18 protein-coding genes are annotated in these 21673 nt (G+C 37.7%); 1 reads left to right on the top strand and 17 read right to left on the bottom strand.

Annotated features, from left to right (window positions below):
* Window position 1 precedes the first annotated feature (1 nt).
* The 8 genes from AC1Q6O_RS01965 to AC1Q6O_RS01930 all read right to left on the bottom strand — a co-directional run bounded on the left by AC1Q6O_RS01965 (window position 2) and on the right by AC1Q6O_RS01930 (window position 10943).
* Window positions 2-634 carry a hypothetical protein gene (locus AC1Q6O_RS01965; RefSeq protein WP_171365797.1) on the bottom strand — a complete coding sequence of 211 codons (633 nt, stop codon included), beginning with the start codon at window positions 632-634 and terminating at the stop codon, window positions 2-4.
* Window positions 635-957: 323 nt separating this feature from the next.
* Window positions 958-2268, bottom strand: a complete 1311-nt coding sequence (locus AC1Q6O_RS01960; protein WP_008178793.1) for a murein hydrolase activator EnvC family protein — start codon at window positions 2266-2268, stop codon at window positions 958-960.
* A 58-nt stretch (window positions 2269-2326) separates the two neighbouring features.
* Window positions 2327-3211: a permease-like cell division protein FtsX gene (gene ftsX, locus AC1Q6O_RS01955; RefSeq protein ID WP_025116776.1), complete on the bottom strand. Its 885-nt coding sequence runs from the start codon at window positions 3209-3211 to the stop codon at window positions 2327-2329.
* Window positions 3201-3887, bottom strand: coding sequence for a cell division ATP-binding protein FtsE (gene ftsE, locus AC1Q6O_RS01950; protein WP_008178797.1), 687 nt, complete (start codon window positions 3885-3887; stop codon window positions 3201-3203). Before ftsE ends, ftsX begins: the two co-directional genes overlap by 11 nt.
* A gap of 240 nt (window positions 3888-4127) precedes the next feature.
* Window positions 4128-5315, bottom strand: a complete 1188-nt coding sequence (locus tag AC1Q6O_RS01945) for a DUF4097 family beta strand repeat-containing protein (RefSeq protein WP_089986733.1) — start codon at window positions 5313-5315, stop codon at window positions 4128-4130.
* A 197-nt stretch (window positions 5316-5512) separates the two neighbouring features.
* A complete protein-coding gene (gene uvrA / locus AC1Q6O_RS01940; RefSeq protein ID WP_089986734.1) occupies window positions 5513-8380 on the bottom strand; it encodes an excinuclease ABC subunit UvrA in 2868 nt (955 codons plus the stop codon).
* 7 nt (window positions 8381-8387) lie between these two features.
* The gene (gene uvrB, locus AC1Q6O_RS01935; RefSeq protein ID WP_342531982.1) at window positions 8388-10367 is read right to left on the bottom strand and encodes an excinuclease ABC subunit UvrB; all 1980 of its coding nucleotides are present in this window, start codon (window positions 10365-10367) and stop codon (window positions 8388-8390) included.
* Window positions 10368-10694: 327 nt separating this feature from the next.
* Window positions 10695-10943: an IDEAL domain-containing protein gene (locus tag AC1Q6O_RS01930; RefSeq protein WP_036123367.1), complete on the bottom strand. Its 249-nt coding sequence runs from the start codon at window positions 10941-10943 to the stop codon at window positions 10695-10697.
* 226 nt (window positions 10944-11169) lie between these two features.
* On the opposite strand from AC1Q6O_RS01930, the gene AC1Q6O_RS01925 reads away from it, so the two are divergent.
* On the top strand, window positions 11170-11679 hold the full coding sequence (locus AC1Q6O_RS01925; RefSeq protein ID WP_036123364.1) for a competence protein ComK: 510 nt from the start codon (window positions 11170-11172) through the stop codon (window positions 11677-11679).
* A gap of 40 nt (window positions 11680-11719) precedes the next feature.
* On the opposite strand, the gene prfB is transcribed toward AC1Q6O_RS01925, so the two are convergent.
* The 9 genes from prfB to flaG all read right to left on the bottom strand — a co-directional run bounded on the left by prfB (window position 11720) and on the right by flaG (window position 21616).
* Window positions 11720-12824, bottom strand: a protein-coding gene (gene prfB / locus AC1Q6O_RS01920) for a peptide chain release factor 2 (RefSeq protein WP_216604756.1) whose coding sequence is annotated in 2 segments (ribosomal slippage) — window positions 11720-12748 and window positions 12750-12824 — 1104 coding nt in all. Because the reading frame shifts where the segments join, the coding sequence is not laid out codon by codon here.
* Between the two features lie 100 nt (window positions 12825-12924).
* The gene (locus tag AC1Q6O_RS01915; protein ID WP_008178809.1) at window positions 12925-13461 is read right to left on the bottom strand and encodes a competence protein ComK; all 537 of its coding nucleotides are present in this window, start codon (window positions 13459-13461) and stop codon (window positions 12925-12927) included.
* Between the two features lie 365 nt (window positions 13462-13826).
* On the bottom strand, window positions 13827-16337 hold the full coding sequence (gene secA, locus AC1Q6O_RS01910) for a preprotein translocase subunit SecA (protein ID WP_427071506.1): 2511 nt from the start codon (window positions 16335-16337) through the stop codon (window positions 13827-13829).
* 141 nt (window positions 16338-16478) lie between these two features.
* Entirely contained in the window at window positions 16479-17030 is a 552-nt protein-coding gene (gene hpf, locus AC1Q6O_RS01905) for a ribosome hibernation-promoting factor, HPF/YfiA family (RefSeq protein ID WP_008178812.1), read from the bottom strand.
* 99 nt (window positions 17031-17129) lie between these two features.
* Complete coding sequence (locus tag AC1Q6O_RS01900) at window positions 17130-17510, bottom strand: PilZ domain-containing protein (RefSeq protein ID WP_008178814.1); 381 nt, start codon at window positions 17508-17510, stop codon at window positions 17130-17132.
* A 193-nt stretch (window positions 17511-17703) separates the two neighbouring features.
* Window positions 17704-18114: a flagellar export chaperone FliS gene (fliS, locus tag AC1Q6O_RS01895; protein ID WP_239354203.1), complete on the bottom strand. Its 411-nt coding sequence runs from the start codon at window positions 18112-18114 to the stop codon at window positions 17704-17706.
* Window positions 18115-18324: 210 nt separating this feature from the next.
* Window positions 18325-18684, bottom strand: coding sequence for a flagellar protein FliT (fliT, locus tag AC1Q6O_RS01890; RefSeq protein ID WP_008178818.1), 360 nt, complete (start codon window positions 18682-18684; stop codon window positions 18325-18327).
* A 28-nt stretch (window positions 18685-18712) separates the two neighbouring features.
* Window positions 18713-21205 carry a flagellar filament capping protein FliD gene (gene fliD / locus AC1Q6O_RS01885; RefSeq protein ID WP_107921579.1) on the bottom strand — a complete coding sequence of 831 codons (2493 nt, stop codon included), beginning with the start codon at window positions 21203-21205 and terminating at the stop codon, window positions 18713-18715.
* A gap of 21 nt (window positions 21206-21226) precedes the next feature.
* Window positions 21227-21616 (bottom strand): flagellar protein FlaG, encoded by a 390-nt coding sequence (flaG, locus tag AC1Q6O_RS01880; protein WP_391538787.1) that lies wholly within the window; start codon window positions 21614-21616, stop codon window positions 21227-21229.
* Window positions 21617-21673 lie beyond the last annotated feature (57 nt).

Below are 21673 nucleotides of genomic sequence, written 5' to 3'. Positions count from 1 at the left end.
CTTACCCTCCCACTTTGATTCGTTCTTCTTGTTCTAAAACTATACCAAGACAAAGCAATAATAAACTCATACCTACAGCCGTTTGCCCTATACCAAGTGGCTGGAAGAAGGCAACAATGATTAGACCAGCTGTATACAGTATTAAGCCTCGTTTTACTCCTCCCTGCATTTTCCATAGTATGAAGACAGTCAATACACTTAGTACCATTAATGTAGTAACTTCACTCGTTGTAGAGTTGTCGTTGAACAGCACTACAAGCCATTGATAAATGGATTGAGTTAAGATGATCGCCCAGCTATACGCCATTATATGATGGCCTTGTAACGAGAGATTATGTCGCTTCCGCCATACTTGCAAAGATGCAGCGATGACGCCAAGAAAAACACCAACTGTACCTCCATTGAAATAAAGTAATGAGATAGGCTGCGCCACCACTGATTTAAAGTCAGTGACAAGCAAGCTAAACTTCCACACAAGTATAAATGTAAAGGCTGCATCACTATATGCCTCAGACCACTTTTTTGAAAATTGTAAGCGCAGAATAAGCCAAACTATGAAAAATGTAATAAGTAGAGCAATTGCAGTTGCTGGTAAAGTTAGTGCTCGGATGGAGTACCAATTTGTATTGATCACTCTCTAATCCACCTCCGAAAGATACATACAGCATAGCATAGAACTTTTCAACATAAGCCAATTTCACACTGTGTTCAGAAAATCTTAAGAAATATACCCCGCTACGTATATATTCATCATAACATTAAATAGAATCTGATCATAGGAAAAGGGAGGAGCTTCGCTAGTTCCACGTCCTAACAATATTGCTGTTTACCCAAATAGTTATGGTTAGCTAGTAATTCAATTTTTTCGTTGGAGCACTAAACATATTTAGGTCCTTCATAATGCTGAAGGACAAAAAAAAGCTACACACTAGATTGCTCTAATGTATAGCTGATAGTTTACAATGGAATATATTTTAGCGGGTTTACACTACCAACTGCTTGTCCTCTCCAAGGTCCAATGTGCACTTCGAAGTGTAAGTGTGGACCAGTAGAACGACCAGTGCTACCCATTGCAGCAATTTGCTGACCTTGCGTTACTTCTTGTCCTACACTCACATTAAATGAATTTAAATGTGCATAGACAGTTGTATAAATTTGCCCATCCACCGAATGCGTCAGAATGACAACATTTCCATAGGAACTTAGTGGTGCAGCGTAAGCAACTACTCCATCCGCTGCTGCCCAAATTGGTGTCCCTGTTGAATTGGCGAGATCCACACCATAATGGAATTCAGGGCCTGCTCCAAGGTTCCGCCATCCATAAGGTGATGTTAAACGACCATTCGTTGGTTTTATCCATGTGCCGTTCGATTGTGGGGCATTAACTGTACCACCTGATGAGCCGCCACCGCCATTGTTGGCAGCTGCTGCAGCCGCTGCAGCTGCGGCTGCTTTACGTTTTGCTTCTTGCTGACGAGCAATTTCAGCTAAACGTTTTTGCTCAGAAATAATTTGATCCTGTAATTCTTGGCTTACTTCCAAAGCCTCTGAATATTCTTTTTCAAGTAATACTTTTTCTGATTTTAGCTTTTCTTGCTCTTTTTCTAATTGGTCAACTAATTTATTTTTCTCAGTCTTTTGGCTATTTAAGGAAGCCTTTAATCGTTCAAGCTCCGCTCGTTGACCTTCCAACTTTTTACGTTTTTCTTCTACAATTTGCTTTTGTTCTTCTAATTTTTGCTTATCATCTTTTTGATCTTGAATAATTTGACGATCCGCTTCCATTAAGGCATTGACCGCAGAGAATCGATCAATAAAGTCTACAAAACTATTAGAACCTAATAATACGTCTAAATAGCTAACAGAGCCTCCTGCTTGAATTGCTCGAGCCCGCTCTTGTAATAAAACATCGCGCTCTTCAATTTTATGCAATAGTTCTTTAATAGACTCTTCTAGTTTTTTTATTTCTTCATTCGTTGCTTGAATTTCGGCTTGTACTTTTTTTATATCACTATTTGTTTTGTCGATTTCAGCGTTTAATGCTTGAATTTGATCTATGATTTTTTGTTGTTTTTCTTGATTCGCTGTAATGGCATTTGATTTGTTTGAAATGGATGAATTTAATTCATTTTTCTTTGTTTCAATTTGCTTTTTCTCTTCTTTTAAATCCGATAAACTTGTTGCAAACGCTGATGGAGTTTGGATAAAAAGAATTAGAGCAGATGCTACTGCAAGTGTTTTCAATGTGTTTTTCGCCTTACTTTTCACCGATTGAACTCCCCTTCGACTATTTTTCCCACACACAAATATCCGCTGTGAGTGTAAACTAAATTTTTAAAAACTTACGCACTGACATGAAGCTTCCCCAAATACCGATCAACACACCAATAAGTAACAGAAGACCGCTCACCTGATACACGAGTGGAGAAAAATCTAATACTTGAATGAGCTCACCTTGTAAACGAGGTGCAATAATTTTATATATATTGTGGTAAAGGGTTGTGACAACCGCAATCGGAATAATAGAACCTAAAATTCCGAGCCACATACCTTCCAATAGGAACGGGATACGCACGAATGAGTTCGTGGCACCTACTAGTTTCATAATTTCAATTTCATCTCGTCGAGCAATAATCGTAATTCGAATAGTATTTGAAATTAAGAAAATCGCTGTGAATAATAACCCTAAAATAAGCACGATTCCTACATTACGACTCATATTTAAGAAGTTAAATAGTTTTTCTACTTTGCCTTCACCATACATAACGTCATATGTATACTCATATTTATCAATCGCCTTCGCCACTTTTGCCGTTTGCTGAGGATCTGTTGCTTTTACATAAATTACATTACGTAATGGGTTACTTTGCTCAAATAGCTTAAAATCGTCACCAAAATCTTTAACTAATTTGGTTAACTCATCTTCCTTAGTTGAGTAGTTCATTTCTGAGACACCGGGCAATTTTTTAACTTTCTCAATGAGCGCTTTTTCTGCCGCCTCATCTGCTGTTTCATCAATTAAGACTTTAATCTCAACGTCGTTTTCTAAATCCGATGCCACTTTATTTAAATTCATCATAATAAGCGCAAAAACACCAACTAGGATAAGTGTAACTGTGACTGCACTGACAGACGCAATCGTCATCCAGCTATTTCGTCCAAGAGACTTAATACTTTCACGGAAGTGACGCTTTACAGTACTAAATTTCATAGCCGTATTCACCTCCGTGTTCATCACGGACAATTAACCCGCCCTCAATAGCGATAACTCGACGTCGAATCGTATTCACAATCTCACGGTTATGGGTCGCCATTACAATGGTTGTCCCCCGCGCATTAATTTCTTCAAATAAATTCATAATCTCCCATGAAGTTTCAGGATCAAGGTTCCCCGTAGGTTCATCCGCAATCACAACTTTTGGTACATTGACGATAGAGCGTGCAATGGACACTCGTTGTTGCTCTCCTCCTGAGAGCTCATTCGGAAACATTCTAGCTTTATGCTTTAATCCAACAAGCTCTAAAACTTCCATAACGCGACGTCTAATCTCATCAGGTTGTTCCTCGATTACTTCTAGCGCAAACGCTACGTTCTCATAGACATTCAAACGAGGTAATAATTTAAAATCTTGGAAAACAACTCCAAGTTGACGACGCAAATATGGGACTTTCTTATTCTTTAACGTTGCTAAATCGATACCATTTACAATAATCTGCCCTGACGTTGCTTTTTCTTCACGGTACATCAATTTGATAAATGTAGATTTACCTGCACCACTTGGGCCTACTACATACACAAATTCACCCTGCTTTATGTTTACAGAAATACCATTTGTCGCAACAACGCCATTGGGGTACTTCTTCGTTACATTTTTCATTTCTATCATGATTAAACCACCTAAAACTCTCACTATGTAAGAGGTATTTCATTTACTATTATAGCACTCTATTTCTGTTTTTTTATTACAGTTTCATTTCAATCCGTGGCAGTTCCTTCTATTTCGTTCTTTCCTTGCCATAATCCTTAAAAATTTGACATAAAATAAAAACAGCAATCGACGACATCTATTGTCGATTGTTGTTTCAAAAGAAAAAAGCATCCAGGCAATCAGCCTGAATGCTTTGTATTAAACTTGCTGCTCGTCTGTTGTTGTGTAGCGAATTAAAACAGCACCTGTTTTTGATTCTCCTTCGATAAATAAGCGATTTGCATGTTCAACTTCTTTATCAAAACGAACAACTTTAGAGAGGAATTGATCCTGCGACTCCATTTTGGAAACATCATGTATACCGACGTCTACTTTCCCAAAATTCGTCACCACTTTACCACTTAATGAAATAGTTCGAGGCACGTATAATTCAACCGCTCCCGCAACCGTTTGAGCTTTTATTTTGGATGAATTTGTTGAGCATGTCGTCACCACAACATGTCCATTAACAGATTTAGCTTCTACTTCGTCCAACGCACCATCTAAATAAACACGTCCATTTAATGTTTCAGCTTCTAAATCTTTCCCGCGAACCTTTGTTAATTCAATGGAGCCATTAGAGGAATCTACTTCCGCTTTCCCAAAACTGAACTTAGTCCCTTTAATAGCACCGTTTAATGTTTTCACCTTTAATTCTTCAACATCTGTATCCTGTAATGAAACACTACCATTCATCAGTCGGACAGATAATTTTTCAAGTTTATCCTTTGGAACTAGTACCTTTGCATTGACTTGAACAAGCTTTAATTGGCTCAAAATTCGAAGTGAATGCTCATCCTCTTTCACAACAAATTGCTCTAAAAAGTGATTGCGTGTTTCTTCTTCACTATCATTCATAAGCGGTGCCTTCACCTTGCAAATAACTTGAATCGTATCTCCCTCACTGGATTCCAATGAAAAGTTACCATTCGGTAACTCAGCAATAATGCTTTCTACATTGGCAGCAGCCACTTCTTCTGTATGCGTAAACTCAAATTTATCGCCAAACGGAGAAGCTACATCAAATTCCTTCACCTTTTTGACAGCTGTATTCATCATATCCATAAAGAGAGAACCAATCTGTGTTAAATCCTTACGAAAATCTTGCATCTCATCTTGGAAATGTTTCATAAAATCTTCTTTTTTCTTGTCGCCATCTTTAGACTTTTCTTCAAATAATGACTCTTTGTCAGAAGAAAATGACTGTGACTCTTTAGACACATCATCCATAACATTTTGAGTAGATTTGCCGGTTTGCTCTAATGCTTCTAATAATGTAATCGCCTCTTGTGCCGAAATCGTACCTTTTTCTACAAGTTCTAAAATTCGTTGACGTTCATTTTGCATAACTAAATAGCCTCCCTCAGTTCGTTATACTATTTATACGATTCTTTTTTTGAAAAGTTTCACTGCAAAATTGAAATAAAATGGATTTTTTATTACAACGAAGGCTTTCCTTCTTGTCAGCTTGAAAGATGTGCTCCCATTCTTCTTTAATTCTATGGATTGAGTTGCGCTTTTCGTATTCCGATTGAAGGCCGGGATTAGGATTTAGAAGCTTGTGCTAATACTGCTTCCATTCTAAGGCGGTCACGTTCTAAAATTGGTTTTAAATATTTTCCTGTGTAAGAACCTGGCACTTCTGCCACTTCTTCAGGTGTACCTGTTGCAATAATCGTACCCCCTTTGTCTCCACCCTCTGGACCTAAATCGATAAGATAATCAGCCGTTTTGATAACATCTAGATTATGTTCAATAACTAATACGGAGTCACCATTTTCAACAAGACGTTGTAGCACTACAAGTAAACGTGCAATATCGTCTGCATGTAAGCCTGTCGTCGGTTCATCTAGAATATAGAATGATTTACCTGTTGAACGTCGATGTAATTCAGATGCTAATTTTACACGCTGCGCCTCTCCTCCAGACAAGGTTGTGGCAGGTTGTCCTAATTTCATATAACCTAATCCAACATCAACAATAGTTTGAAGCTTACGTTGAATCTTTGGAATATTTTCGAAGAATACTACTGCATTTTCAATCGTCATATCTAAAATATCTGCAATACTTTTGTCTTTATATTTCACTTCAAGTGTTTCCCGATTATAGCGTTTGCCGTGACATACTTCACAAGGAACATACACATCAGGAAGGAAATGCATTTCTATTTTAATAATTCCATCTCCACGGCATGCTTCACAGCGGCCACCCTTGACATTAAAGCTAAAGCGACCTTTTTTATAGCCACGCACCTTTGCTTCATTCGTGGTAGCAAAAACATCGCGTATATCATCAAAGACTCCCGTATAAGTAGCTGGATTCGAGCGTGGGGTACGGCCAATTGGAGATTGGTCAATATCGATGACTTTTTCAAGCTCATCCATCCCTGTTACCTCTTTATGTTCTCCCGGTTTAACCTTGGAACGATTCAGCTTCTGTGCCAATGATTTATATAAAATTTCATTAATCAGCGTGGATTTCCCTGAACCAGATACACCTGTCACTGCGACAAATAAGCCAAGTGGAACATCGACTTTGACATTGCGTAAATTATTTTCCTTGGCACCCTTAATCGAAAGCTTACGACCATTTGGTTGACGTCTTTCAACTGGCAATGGGATAAATTTTTTCCCGCTTAAATATTGTCCTGTTAAAGATTTATTATTTTCCATGACTTCCTGTGGTGTACCAGCTGCAACAATTTGGCCACCATGTACACCTGCACCTGGTCCAACGTCAATCAGATAATCAGCTGCTAGCATCGTATCCTCATCATGCTCCACCACAATCAGTGTATTACCAATATCTCGCATGTTTTGTAAGGTGCTAATCAAGCGATCATTATCACGTTGGTGTAAGCCAATCGATGGTTCATCTAAAATATATAGAACGCCTGTTAATCGTGAACCGATTTGAGTAGCAAGGCGAATACGTTGTGCTTCCCCACCAGATAATGTACCTGCTGCACGACTTAAAGTTAAATAGTCTAAACCTACATTAACAAGGAAGCCCAGTCGTTCTTCAATTTCCCGTAAAACTAGACGAGCAATTTTCATATCCTTTTCAGTGAGATCTAGCTCTTTGAAAAATGTGTCAGCTTCCTGAATTGAATATTGTGTCACCTCACCAATATGTTTGTCGGCAACTTTTACAGCTAATGTTTCTGGCTTTAAACGATAGCCTTTACAAGAAGGACAAGCCTGTTGTGCCATATATTTTTCCATTTGCTCACGAACATAATCTGAAGTTGTCTCTTTAAAACGACGCTCTACATTTCGGACAACACCTTCAAATTCAATCATTTGGTCTCGTACATTGCCAAACTCATTTTCATAATGGAAGTGAATCTTCTCTTTACCTGAGCCAAATAACACTTTGTCCATCTTGTCTCTTGGTAACTCTTTTACTGGCACATCCATTGGAATATTATAGTGATCACAAACTGCTTTTAATAATTGTGGATAGTACTGTGAACTTGTTGGCTCCCAAGGTGCAATAGCATGCTCTAATAAAGAACGATCCCAATCCGGCACCACTAAATCTAAATCCACCTCTTGCGTCGAGCCTAAGCCGTCACAGCTTGGACAAGCACCAAATGGACTATTAAATGAAAACATGCGTGGCTCTAGCTCACCAATAGAAAAACCACAAATAGGACAGGCATGATGTTCACTAAATAGTAATTCCTCATGCTCCATGACATCTACAAGCACACGACCATCGGCCAAACGAAGAGCTGTTTCTAAAGAATCACTTAAACGTGCAGCGACACCTTCCTTCATTACAACACGGTCGATCACTACCTCAATAGAGTGTTTTTTATTTTTATCAAGATCAATCGCATCATCTAAATCTCGTAAATCTCCATCAATTCGCACACGAACGAAGCCTTGCTTTTTTAAATCTTCTAGCAGTTTTACATGTGTTCCTTTACGTCCAGAAACCATTGGAGCAAGGAGTTGCATTTTGGTTCTTTCTGGATAAGTTAATAAACGGTCCACCATTTGCTCAATCGTTTGGGAAGTAATTTCTATCCCGTGATTCGGACAAATCGGCTTACCAATACGTGCATATAGTAAACGTAAGTAATCATAGATTTCTGTAACCGTCCCTACCGTAGAGCGTGGGTTACGACTCGTTGTTTTTTGGTCTATTGAAATAGCAGGCGATAATCCTTCGATTGCATCAACATCTGGTTTGTCCATCTGCCCAAGAAATTGACGCGCATAGGCGGAAAGAGACTCGACATAACGTCGTTGTCCCTCCGCATAAATCGTATCAAATGCTAATGAAGATTTACCTGATCCTGATAATCCTGTTAAAACGACTAATTGATCACGTGGAATTGTGACATTAATATTTTTTAAATTATGAGCACGTGCACCTTGCACGACAATTTCAGTATTTTTCACAAGTCATTCACCCTTCTACCTTCAATTCAAATATTGTATCTCGAAGCTCAGCTGCACGTTCGAAATCTAGCGCTTTTGCCGCTTCCTTCATTTCTATTTCTAGAGAAGCTACGAGCTGGTCTCTTTCTGCCTTTGTCAGCTTTTTGCCCTTCGTCGCCTTTGTTACATAGGATTTTTCTTCTTCTGCCACTTGTGTAGCACGAATTACTTCTGGTATTTTTTTACTAATGGTTTGAGGCGTAATACCATGCTCTTCGTTATAGGCCATTTGCAATTCACGACGACGTTTTGTTTCATCGAGCGCCTTTTTCATCGAGTCGGTTACATGATCTGCATACATGATGACATGACCGTTCGCATTACGCGCAGCTCGGCCAATCGTTTGAATGAGTGAACGTTCTGAACGTAAAAATCCTTCTTTATCCGCGTCTAATATGGCTACAAGTGATACTTCAGGAATATCAAGTCCTTCACGCAATAAGTTAATTCCAATTAGTACATCGTAAGTGCCCTTCCGTAGCTCACGAATAATCTCAATACGCTCTAATGTTTTAATCTCAGAATGCAAATACTCAACCTTTAAGCCCATTTCCTTCAAATAGGCCGTTAAATCCTCTGACATTTTCTTTGTTAGCGTTGTTACTAATACTCGCTCATCACATGCAATTCGACCTTGAATTTCATCGATTAAGTTATCTATTTGCCCTTCAATTGGGCGGACATCTATTAATGGATCCAGTAAACCAGTAGGTCGAATAATTTGCTGGATCATTTCTGGTGTATGTTCCAACTCATAGGGTCCAGGTGTGGCAGATACATAAATAGCTTGATGTACTCGATTTTCGTATTCTTCAAAACGTAATGGACGGTTATCTAGCGCAGATGGCAAACGGAAACCATGTTCTACGAGTACCCCTTTACGCGCTTGGTCACCGTTGTACATCCCTCGTACCTGTGGAAGAGTTACGTGACTTTCATCTACGACAAGCAAAAAGTCCTCAGGGAAATAATCAAGCAACGTATATGGAGTCGCACCTGCTTCACGTAAAGTTAAGTGACGTGAATAGTTCTCAATCCCTGAACAAAAGCCCATTTCACGCATCATTTCTAAATCATAACGTGTCCGTTGCTCTAGACGCTGAGCCTCTAATAATTTATCCTCGGCACGCAGTAAAGCTAGACGATCCTCTAATTCTTTTTCAATGTTTTCTATCGCTTTTCGCATTTTTTCTTCTCGTGTAACGAAGTGGGATGCTGGGAAAATAGCGACATGCTCTCGATCTGATAGTATTTCTCCAGTTAAAGCATCTACCTCACGAATGCGATCAATTTCGTCCCCAAAAAACTCGACACGAATACAATGCTCATCACGTGAGGCTGGGAAAATCTCTACTACATCTCCTCGTACCCGAAACGTCCCGCGTGTAAAACTAACATCATTGCGCTCATATTGAACATCTACAAGTTTGCGCAGTAGCTGATTACGTTCAATTTCCATACCCGTGCGGATCGAGACAACCATTTCACGATATTCTTCTGGAGAACCAAGACCGTAAATACAGGATACAGATGCAATAATAATGACATCATCACGCTCAAATAATGCAGAAGTTGCAGAGTGGCGTAGCTTATCAATTTCATCGTTAATGCTAGAATCCTTTTCTATATAAGTATCTGTCTGCGGTACATAGGCTTCTGGTTGGTAATAATCATAGTAACTAACAAAGTATTCTACAGCGTTATTTGGAAAGAACTCTTTGAACTCACTATATAATTGGCCCGCCAACGTTTTATTGTGTGCCATAATGAGTGTCGGTTTTTTAACCTGCTGGATTACATTTGAAATCGTAAATGTTTTCCCAGTTCCTGTTGCACCAAGTAATGTTTGATGACGCTTGCCTGCTTTCACACCCTCCACTAATTCCGCAATTGCCTGTGGCTGATCTCCATTAGGCTGATATGGCGCTTGTAAATCAAAAGTTTGCACACCTGTCCCCGTCCTTTCTTTCCAATTTGTACATATATTTTAGCATAGCAATATTAAAATTTCGAACATTTAACGAACGAATGTTTGTAAATTTTTTTTTCTATCCCTAAAATGGAATATGGATACTCAACCTTCTACTCTCATAATAGCCGTTTCGTCAGGTTTTCAAGCCTTATCTAGTAATGAGATGTCAATTGTAGAATGGTAGTCGTTCCTTCTCTTTTCTCATTTTTAGAGCAATACTTTTTATACATTAGGTGAATGGCACAGCCACTCTATCATCTCCAAAAAAAATCCCGCTCTCCATAGTCGCGGAGAGCGGAATTATTAATATGATTCATCTTCTGATTGCTGCAAGGAATTGAGTTCGGTTGCGTATTGATAAAATGCGTTTTCATCTTTTTCATCGAGCGCTCTATCTATTAAAACGATGAGCTGCTCTTGTCGATGCATACGCTGGATACGATTTAAAAATAAATCTAAATAAATCTCGTTTAATAATTTCTCTGCCTCATCAACTTTTTTTGACTGACCAACGGCTTTTAGAAAATCTGTGTACGAATAATATTTATCCAACGATCTCACCCCGATCCTTTTCTAAATTATATGAAAATTGAAATTAAAAAGCAATGCTTACGATTTGAAAATAACTTGGATTAACTAGTAAACTCGTGAAATTTAAAGCAAATTCTCTAAGCATTTCATTCATTTATCAACCTTGTTTCATTACTTTGTATATTTTTTGAAATTCATTTTATGTATTACACTACGGTTATCAATAGAAAAGGGAGGCACTTCCAAAATGACTAGTAAATTTGTAAATGGCTATTTAATTTCCTTTAACACTTACTTGCTCCAACCAGTTCAGCATGACACTAAAGTTTTCACTCATGTTATAGACAAACATAATGAGCTAATTGTTACTCGGAAGCCGATGCATGTACTGCGAAAATCTTGTATTTCATTAGGCTCCACCTATGAAGCAGCAAAGCAATCTGCTAAACGCTTTTTTGGTAATCAACATAAGCTACCAATCGTCGTGGCCTTTGATTATGGTTTTCCTTGCATCTTTCTACCAACCTATTCACCTAATTCCATTCATAATATATGGATAGGGCTCCATGCGATTATCAATATTACGCCGAGCGAAACAGGATGTGTGGTCACATTAAAAAACGATCAAAAGATTGAGCTACCTATTCAATATGCTTCTATTAGTAAACAGTTTGTGAATGCTTCTATGCTCTATAAACATTACATGAATGAACGAAAACAACTTAGTCAAGATTCACCCTATCATCCATTCTTTTAACTAAAAAATCCCCCAAGAAACAACTCTTGGGGGATGGCTATTAGTTAATTTTTGAACGTAAGTAAGCATTAATAAATGGATCTACATCGCCGTCCATTACCGCTCCGACATTCCCTGTTTCTTCATTCGTACGGTGATCTTTTACCATTGAGTATGGATGGAATACATACGAGCGAATTTGCGAGCCCCAGCCAATGTCCTTTTGTTCACCACGGATCTCATCAAGCTGCGCCTGTTGCTTCTCTAACTCTAATTGATATAATTTCCCTTTTAACATAGCCATCGCTTTCTCACGGTTTTTAATTTGTGAACGTTCTGCTTGGCATTGTACAACCGTACCAGTCGGGATGTGTGTAATACGAACAGCTGAATCTGTTGTATTAATATGCTGACCACCCGCACCTGTCGCACGATACGTATCAATTTTCAAATCCTCTGTACGAATATCAATTTCAATATTTTCGTCAAATTCTGGCATGACATCGCAAGAAACGAAAGAAGTATGTCGACGGCCTGATGAATCAAATGGTGAAATACGCACTAGGCGATGGACACCTTTTTCAGCTTGTAAATAACCGAAAGCATTATGACCTTTAATTGAAATGGTTACAGATTTAATACCTGCCTCATCACCAGGAAGATAATCCATTGTTTCCACCTTAAAGCCACGCTTCTCAGCCCATCGTGTATACATACGTAGTAGCATAGAACCCCAGTCTTGTGACTCTGTTCCACCTGCTCCTGGATGCAACTCTAAAATAGCATTGTTTTGATCGTATGGACCACTCAATAATAATTGCAGCTCAAAATCAGCCATTTTTTGTTGAAATTCTACCAGTTCTTTTCCTAACTCTTCCTGCAATTCTTCGTCTGGCTCTTCACGTAAAAGCTCCAGTGTCATATCTAAGTTCTCATGTATTTCTTCTAACTCTTTATATTCATTGACGATTGCTTTTAAACCATTGCCCTCATTAATGATCACCTGTGCACCTTGCTGATCATCCCAGAATCCGGGCTCTAGCATCATTTCATCTAGCTCCTGTATACGTGCCTCTTTGTTTTCTAAGTCAAAGAGACCCCCTGAAGTCCACCAATTTTTTGGCTGTAGTGTCTAACACATTGCGTACATCTGCTAATTCAATCATTGTAAAATCCTCCGAACGTTAGTAATGGAGACTAGTGTGAAAGCTCCGATCTTACTATTATAACGTTTTTACCGAGGAAAACATACATAAAAACACTACTCTACGTCTCGTCCTCAAGCATATCAAGCGCAAAACGTTGAAATACTTTCACACGATCATATTGAACAAGTAAATGCTTCGTTCTTCGCTCTAATCTATATTTTAATAAAAATGCCCGCTGAATACGATACTCTATCGTTTTGACACTAACATCTACAATAATATCCTGACCATTCGTAAAGATTATCTTTGTACTCTTTTTATCCACAGAGAAATACTCTTCAATATGATGGACAGCAAACCATATACATTCCGGATGTAGAGGTGACTTGCTTGGAAACCATAAAATATTCCCTCGCTCATCCACAACGATTGGGTTTTTATTAAGCTTACCTAAAATCATTTTTGATCCATCAAAAGCCCCTCTTAAGCTAGAACCATAATAACGCAGATTATAGTCCATTAACTTTGTCGGCGGTATTTTAGAAATATAATCTTTACTTTTTTCCATCACCCGAGTACATAAATTTCCAAAGGAATCATACACAGGCATATACAACATAGTTTCACTACTCATAATATCCTTCTTATGCATCATTATTCCCCCTTTATGCACTTATGTTTTCAGCCTAAATAAAAAAAGAATATACCAATGTCCGTACATTCCCGATTTTTTCTACAAGTCGAAATTGCTTGGAAAACTCTATTTCCACCCACATTTCTCCCACCCCATCTTCAATCTTTTGTCACTCTTAATTCTTTGTTTTCCAACTCATCTAATTATTAGGATAATAGTAAATAATAATAGAAGTATTCTCTAAAACTAAATTCCTAATATTACAGCTATTGTATACCCACATTTTACTATTGTCTATAAATTATGACTTTTATGACAATATTTTATTTTTTTATACAAAAAAAGATCATTTCAACATACAGTTAAAATGATCTTTTCCATTTCTATTATTGAGCTGCACCATGACAGTTTTTAAACTTCTTACCACTTCCACAAGGACATAAATCATTGCGTCCAATATTTTCAGCTTTACGAACGGGTTGCTTTTTCGGAGCAGGACCGCCTTCTTCTTTCGGATTAACAGCCTGACCTTTCGCCACCTCTTCACGCTCAAGATTGCTGCGAATTTCAGCCTTCATTGCATACTTCGCAACATCCTCGCGAATGGAAGCGACCATATCTTCGAACATCGCAAAACCTTCTTGTTGATATTCACGTAGCGGATCATTTTGACCATATGCACGCAGATGGATACCTTGACGAAGTTGATCCATAGCATCAATATGATCGATCCATTTTGTATCAATAGAACGTAATAAAATAACTTTTTCAAACTCACGCATACGCTCTACTGTAAGCTCTTCCTCTTTTTCATCATATCGAGCGTGGACAGCTTCTGAAATCAATTGGTTAATGTCTTCTGCAGATTTACCTTGGAAATCAGCTACTTTTAGTTGACCTTCCTCTAACAAATTAGCAGCTACAAAGTCATCAATAGCCTTTAGATTCCAATCTTTTTGCTCACCTTGTGTATAGAGTCCGACAACATTGTCGATCGTCTCTTGAATCATTGACTCTACAAGGACGCGCATATTTTCTGTTTCTAGCACATCATAACGCTCTTTATAAATAATCTCACGTTGCTGACGGAGAACATCATCATATTGTAATAAACGCTTACGAGCATCAAAGTTATTACCTTCGACACGTTTCTGCGCTGATTCTACAGCTCTCGACACAACTTTTGATTGCAATGGCTGTGTATCGTCCATACCTAAACGCATCATCATCGCCTTCATATTATCTGAACCGAAACGACGCATTAAATCATCTTCTAGTGATAGATAAAATTGTGTCACCCCTGGATTCCCTTGACGACCAGAACGTCCACGAAGCTGGTTATCAATACGACGGGATTCATGTCGCTCAGTACCAATAACCGCTAACCCGCCAATTTCTAATACACCTTCACCAGGTTTAATGTCGGTACCACGACCCGCCATGTTTGTAGCAATCGTTACAGCACCCTTTGAACCAGCATTAGCAATAATTTCTGCTTCGCGTTCATGGTTTTTTGCATTCAGTACATTGTGAGGGATTTTATGTTTATCAAGCAATTGCGAAATAATTTCAGATGTTTCAATCGCAACCGTACCAACAAGCACAGGTTGTCCTGCCTTATGGCGCTCTGCAATATCAGCAGCCACCGCTTTATATTTTCCTTCCATAGAAGCAAAAATTAAATCTGGACGGTCATCACGAGCAATTGGCTTATTCGTAGGAATCGCAATAACGCTCATATTGTAAATATTGCGGAACTCTTCTTCCTCTGTTTTCGCTGTACCTGTCATACCTGCAAGCTTTTGGTACATACGGAAATAGTTTTGGAACGTAATAGTAGCCATTGTCATCGATTCATTTTGAATCTCAACGCCTTCTTTAGCTTCAATAGCTTGGTGAAGGCCATCCGAATATCGGCGCCCTTTCATTAAACGACCAGTAAAGCCGTCAACAATCACAATTTCGCCCTCTTGGACAACATAATCAACATCATTATGCATACTCACATGTGCCTTTAACGATTGGTTAATGGCATGATTTAAGCGGACATGTGTTAAATCAAATAAATTGTCAATGCCAAATGCCTTTTCAGCCTTTTCAACACCGGCATCCGTTAATGTAACACCTTTTGTTGACTCTTCATAGGTGTAATCTGTTTCTGCACTTAACATCCGTACAAACGCATTAGACTGTTTGTACAACTGTGCTGATTTCCCAGCCTGACCCGAAATGATTAATGGCGTACGCGCCTCATCAATTAAAATCGAGTCAACCTCATCGATGACAGCATAGTGAAGCGGACGTTGAACACGCTCTTCTTTATAAAGCACCATATTATCACGTAAATAGTCAAATCCTAATTCATTGTTTGTACTATAAGTAATATCCGCTTCATACGCCGCACGCTTCTCTTCTTTAGAAAGGCTATTTAAATTTAAACCTACTGTAAGACCTAAGAAATTGTACAGCTGTCCCATCTCAGCAGCATCACGGCTAGCCAAATATTCATTGACTGTGACAACATGCACGCCTTTACCAGTAATCGCGTTTAAATAAACCGCCATTGTCGCTGTTAACGTTTTACCTTCACCGGTCTTCATCTCTGAGATATTACCTTCATCAAGGGAAGCCGCACCCATAACTTGAACACGGAACGGATACATCTCTAACACACGTTTCGACGCTTCGCGACAAACAGCAAAAGCCTCCGCACGAATCGAATCTAACTGCTCCCCATCCGTATAACGCTTTTTAAACTCTTCTGTTTTCGCTTGTAATTGATCATCTGAAAGCTGTTCCACTTGAGAAGCGAATCCCTCAACCTGGTCAGCGATTTTTTCTAATTTTTTTAACTCACGTTTATTGAAATCAAATAATTTATTTAATAGGTTTGCCATGAATGTTTTTCACTTCCTATATAGATTCAACTTTCATTTTACCATTGTGTAACAGTTTCATGCAAACAGTCGCCCTATTTACATAAGAAAGTCATACAAAAAAGACTCTCGCCATCGCGAGAGCCTTTGTCATCATGAAGTTTAAGTTGTTTCGATTAAGCCATATTTTCCGTCTTTACGTTTATACACAATATTTGTGCCGTTTGATTCAGCATCTGTAAAGACATAGAAATCATGCCCTAACATATTCATTTGTAATACAGCCTCTTCTTGATCCATCGGTTTTAAATCAAATTGCTTGGTACGTACAATGGAGTATTCTTCTTCATCCAATGTCGTATCAACGACTGCTTGAGTAGTAGCAAAATAAAGGCCTGCCCCTTCACGCTCACGGAATTTACGGTTTACTTTCGTTTTATGCTTACGAATTTGACGCTCTAATTTATCAACAATGAGATCAACCGCAGCATACATATCATTATGACGCTCTTCAGCACGAAGAGTTAAGTTCTTCATTGGGATTGTAACTTCCACTTTTGTTTGCTTGTCATTATAAACCTTTAAATTTACGTTAGCATTGGCGTTAACATCTTCGTTAAAATAACGTTCAACTTTTTCGATTTTATTCTCAACATACTCTCGAATAGCTGGAGTTACCTCAATATTTTCACCACGAATGTTAAAGTTTAACATGTAAACTCCTCCTTTATAACTGCTATACTATCTATTTCTACACAAGTGTGTGAAATTCCTCTAAAATAATTCTTTATTTTACAAAAAACTTTTATAAAATTAATATTGGCTTTGCTTTTTCGCTTCTGCCGCTTCCTTTTTACGTCGTAGCTTTAATTCATCTACAATCAACTCTTCAACGCGCCCTTGATCATTAAAATAAACGCCATATTGCTTACCACTACCAAATGGACGACTCCAAATCACTTCACCATAGGCCCGCACCTCTTGCGTATCAAGCACAAAATGGATATCCAATGGTGGAGGATTCACACCTAAATCCACTTCCGTATACATCTTTAACCCACGCGGACTAATATCCAGCAATTCAGCCATAGCCGTCTGCCCATGATTAACTCGCCCATTTTCATAAACAGCAAAAGTTATTTGAACAGGCTCCTCAAATTTAAATCGGAAACCTTCTTGACGCTTAAAAATCATATTCCCACCCCAGTATATTGTTAAACATTTATATTGCTTTGATTATGACACGACGCCCATCTTACAGCTAGGGGAATAAGTAACATATTTTACCGTTGGATAGCCTAATTTATGACTATTTAGTGATAATTTCTAGCAGATGTTTCTGTCTTAAAGAAAAGAGACCATCTTGGTGGATGGTCTCTAATAGTGTCTAAATTTGTCCGCTGTTTCCCTGACCAAATTGCTGTTGTCGATTAATGCGAATAACTTCCTTCCACGTATCGCGGAATTCTGTCACTAATCCTTCTACTTCTTCAATAACGGCTACATCATTTTGAATGTTTGCCTCGACTAAACGATGATTCATATATTCGTAAAGAGGTAGCATTTGTTTCGAAATCTCAATATCCATATTAAGCGTTGCCATTAATTCACTTATAATTGCCTGTGACTTAATAAGATTTGTATTTTTTTCTTGGATATTTTTTTCTTGAATAGCTTGTTTCGCCTTATTCAAGAATTTCAAACATCCATTATAAAGCATTAACGTCAGCTCTCCTGGAGAAGCAGTGGTGACACTATTTTGTTTGTACGCATTTTGTGCTGTTAAATTTGCTGCCAATAAAGGACAACTCCTTTGAAAGGTTACTTATTTACTAGTTTAAACCATTTTCCGAAGAAAAGCTATTTGATCAATTACGCCCAAGCGTAATTGTGTCGGGATTTTGAATTGTGATAGCACAATTCACTTCTTTTAAAAATCCTTGACATCCGCCGGGGCTTTATCTTCATTCAGCCTGTGGCTTCCACCACACTGAATGAAGATAAAAGGTCAATTCTTTTTGTCGTAATACATCCCGTCCATCACACGAACATTGGAGTAAGGGTTGAAATATTGCTGTTCACTTTTTTTCGTTTTTTGTAGGTTTGCCATGTCTTGTTTAACTGCATCCATAACAGCTGCTAATCTTTTTTTTATACCATTATCTAATTCAAGTAGTGTACGATGAATGCGGTTCTGTTCATCGAATTGAAAACCTTCTTGTCTCAAGCCTTTAATAATTGTTTCACGCTTGTCCAACATGGTATTAATTGTTTCAATATATTCGTCACGTTCTTCACCATTTGGAATGTCACCTAAATGCTTAAAGAGATTGGCAGACACCTGTAATAGTTGATCTGTTTGATACATAATACTCTCCTATCTAATAAAGAAAGCCTTAGCCTTGCATAAACATGCTTGATTGTTGATTTGCTTTATTAATAGCTTGCTCCATTGCTGTGAATTGTTTCCAGTATCGTGCTTCAATATCCTCTAGTTTTCTTTTCCAAGTGCTGATTCGACTTTCTGTATCAACCAAATTTTTTCCAATTGCATATTGAGCGTCGGTCATCGTAGAGCGGCCTGCTTTTTTTTCAATAGTAATTTCAAAAGTTTTCATCGATTCACGAAGTTTATCTAAATAACCGCGTGTATCGACTGTTTTTCCGTCTACGACATCATCTTTTTTACCTTCACTATTTTTAAAGAGTTTTTCAACTGCATCAGGGTCTTCTTCTAATACTTTTCGTAATTTTGTTTCATCAATTTCTAAAGTACCGCCATCATTATAATTTTTTGATGTTGTAATCCCAATACTAAAGAGGGAATTATATTTTGAGTCAATACCAGAATTTGATTGGTATACTAAAGAACGCATACCTGCAAGCCCTTCACGAATAAGAGTGTCACCTCTTAATAAACCACTCTTCGCTTTTTCTTCCCAAAGCTTAATCTCACTTTCTGACATCTCTTCTCTTTGTTCACTAGTCAACGGCTTATAATCACGATATTTTGTTTCTTTCGTTTGATCATTTAAATCTTTGATAAAACCGTTATAAGTAGTGACAAATTCCTTAATTTTAGCCATGATGTCATCCACATCTGTTGTGGAAGTCATAGTGACCGCTTGTGCTTGTGGAGCAGCATTTACTTTATCCTCGTCAACTACTTTACCGCCACTACCATCATCCTTTAAAATACCTGCTGCAGTTGCATCTGCTGTTGCTGCTTTTTCGGTATTAGTAGCCTCTGTTAAACGAGTTTGAGCTGCTTTTTCTTCAGCAACTGCAGTTAAATACTCGGAACGCTTAATATTTTGATCGGCTAAATCATAAAATTGACCTTTTTTTTCTGGTGATAAGCTATTCCAAATCTCTTTTTGTTTTTCTGTTAAATCTTCAACCTTTTTAGTACCTTCTTGCAACTCTTTAATTAACGCATCGCCTAACTGACTATACTTTTGTTTGAAATCGTCAGCCTGAGCTTTTTCTTGATAAGTTTTTAAAGTTGCTGAATCTGTTGCTATTAAATTAGTTAAATCATCTTTACTTAAAGATTTTAGCGCATCTTTTACTTCCTTTGTAAACTCCGGATTATCATCTATATCTTTATGAATTTTTTCAATTGAATCACTGCTGTTATATGAGAAACGTTTTAATGCATCAATGGCATTTTGATCAAAATCTTTTAATTTTACACCATATTTTTCGTATTCCGCTTGAGCTTTAAAATCTGTAAGCTGATCTTTGTTTGAAAATAGAACATCTAACACATCATTAGATAAATCCTTTAATTTCGCTTTGCTTTCATCACTTAAAGAGCTTCCATCTAGATTATCTTTAATACCTTGTGCAGATGATTGGTTTTTAATGTAATTTATTTCATCAGTTGATAAATTTCTCCACGCATTATTCCCAAGTTTGTTATACTGCACTTGTTGTGATAAAGATAAAGTATTACCAAAGGCGTTTTTATATGCAGTTTCATGGTTAGCTGTATAACTATTAACATCACTAGCACCATAAGCATTTTGTTTTGTAATAAGATTTGCTTGTTTATTTGCTAAATTGGTAGTAGCATTTTTTAATTCTTCCACAGCAGCCTTATATTTATCTGCAATCGTTTGGAGGCCATTAAATGTATCTTTTAACGTTACATTATAGCCTGAAATAGTAAACGTATTTGTTGTTCTTTCTGTAGCTATGCCATTCACAGTGAAAATAGCATTTTTTCCTTCTGTATTTTGAACTTTATTAGGATCAGCAAACCCTAACTTGTTGAAAATATCTAAACCACCTACAACTTTGATTTCATCATCACCTTTAACATCACCAGTGTTTTTGGCAGTAAAGGAGAATCGACCATTTTCAAATACAGCACTAATTCCTGCATTACTAGAATTCACTTTACTAATAAATTGATCAACTGTCATATCAGGAGTAATTTCAATCTTTGTTGCTTCACTTGCTAATTTGCCGTTGGTTTGGATGGCTTTAAACTCTATAGTTCCTGTTGATGCAAAATCGGATATTTTCGTAGTTCCTACAGCATTAACCTGGTCACCAACTTTACGAGCTGCTGTAGCTAATTGAGAAACACCCTCAATTGACAGTGTTCCCGCAGCACTTCCTGTTGCAGTTGCAGATACTAAATTAGAATTGGAACTAGCTGCAGTTTTAGAAATGAGACTTTTTAGTACTAGATTATCTGATATATAAGTATCAAATGTTTTTAGTTTTGTATTAACACCTCGGTATGCGTCACGTTGCCACTCGTACGTTTGTTTCTTTTGATATAACTTGTTTAACGGTGCTCTTTCCGCATTCATTAATTTTTTTACCAGTGAATCTATATCCATTCCTGAAGCTAAACCGCCGATTCTATTTACCATTATATTTCCTCCTAAATATTCTTATATTTTTTCGTCCACGATCATCCCTAATAACTTTTGCATCTCATAATATGCGTCTAAAAGTTTTTTGGGAGGGATCTCTTTTACGACTTCTTCTGTTTGGGTATCAACAACTTGTACAAAATATCGATCTAAACCGTCATGTAACACAAATTTAGAAGCATTATGATTGATTTGCAAAAATTCATTCACAGTGTCTATCGCATTTTGCAATTTTTCTTTAGATACCTCTTGACCCTCAGCAACTGGTATTTTTTCTCCTTGTAATTGCGTTATTAACTGAGATTTACTAGTAGTCATCGTAGTTTCTTCTAAACTAGCTTTCTGAGAAGATGTTGATGACGTTGCAGTGCCCATATCTGTAGATTGTCCTTGAGCTGCAATACGCATAATATGTAACCTCCTAAACTTTTCTTATTCTTATATTTAATATCGGAAGTTTTTAGG

The sequence above is a fragment of the Lysinibacillus sp. GW823-FHT06C08 genome, from assembly GCF_058795135.1.
This window is presented reverse-complemented; position numbering and strand designations above follow the sequence as displayed.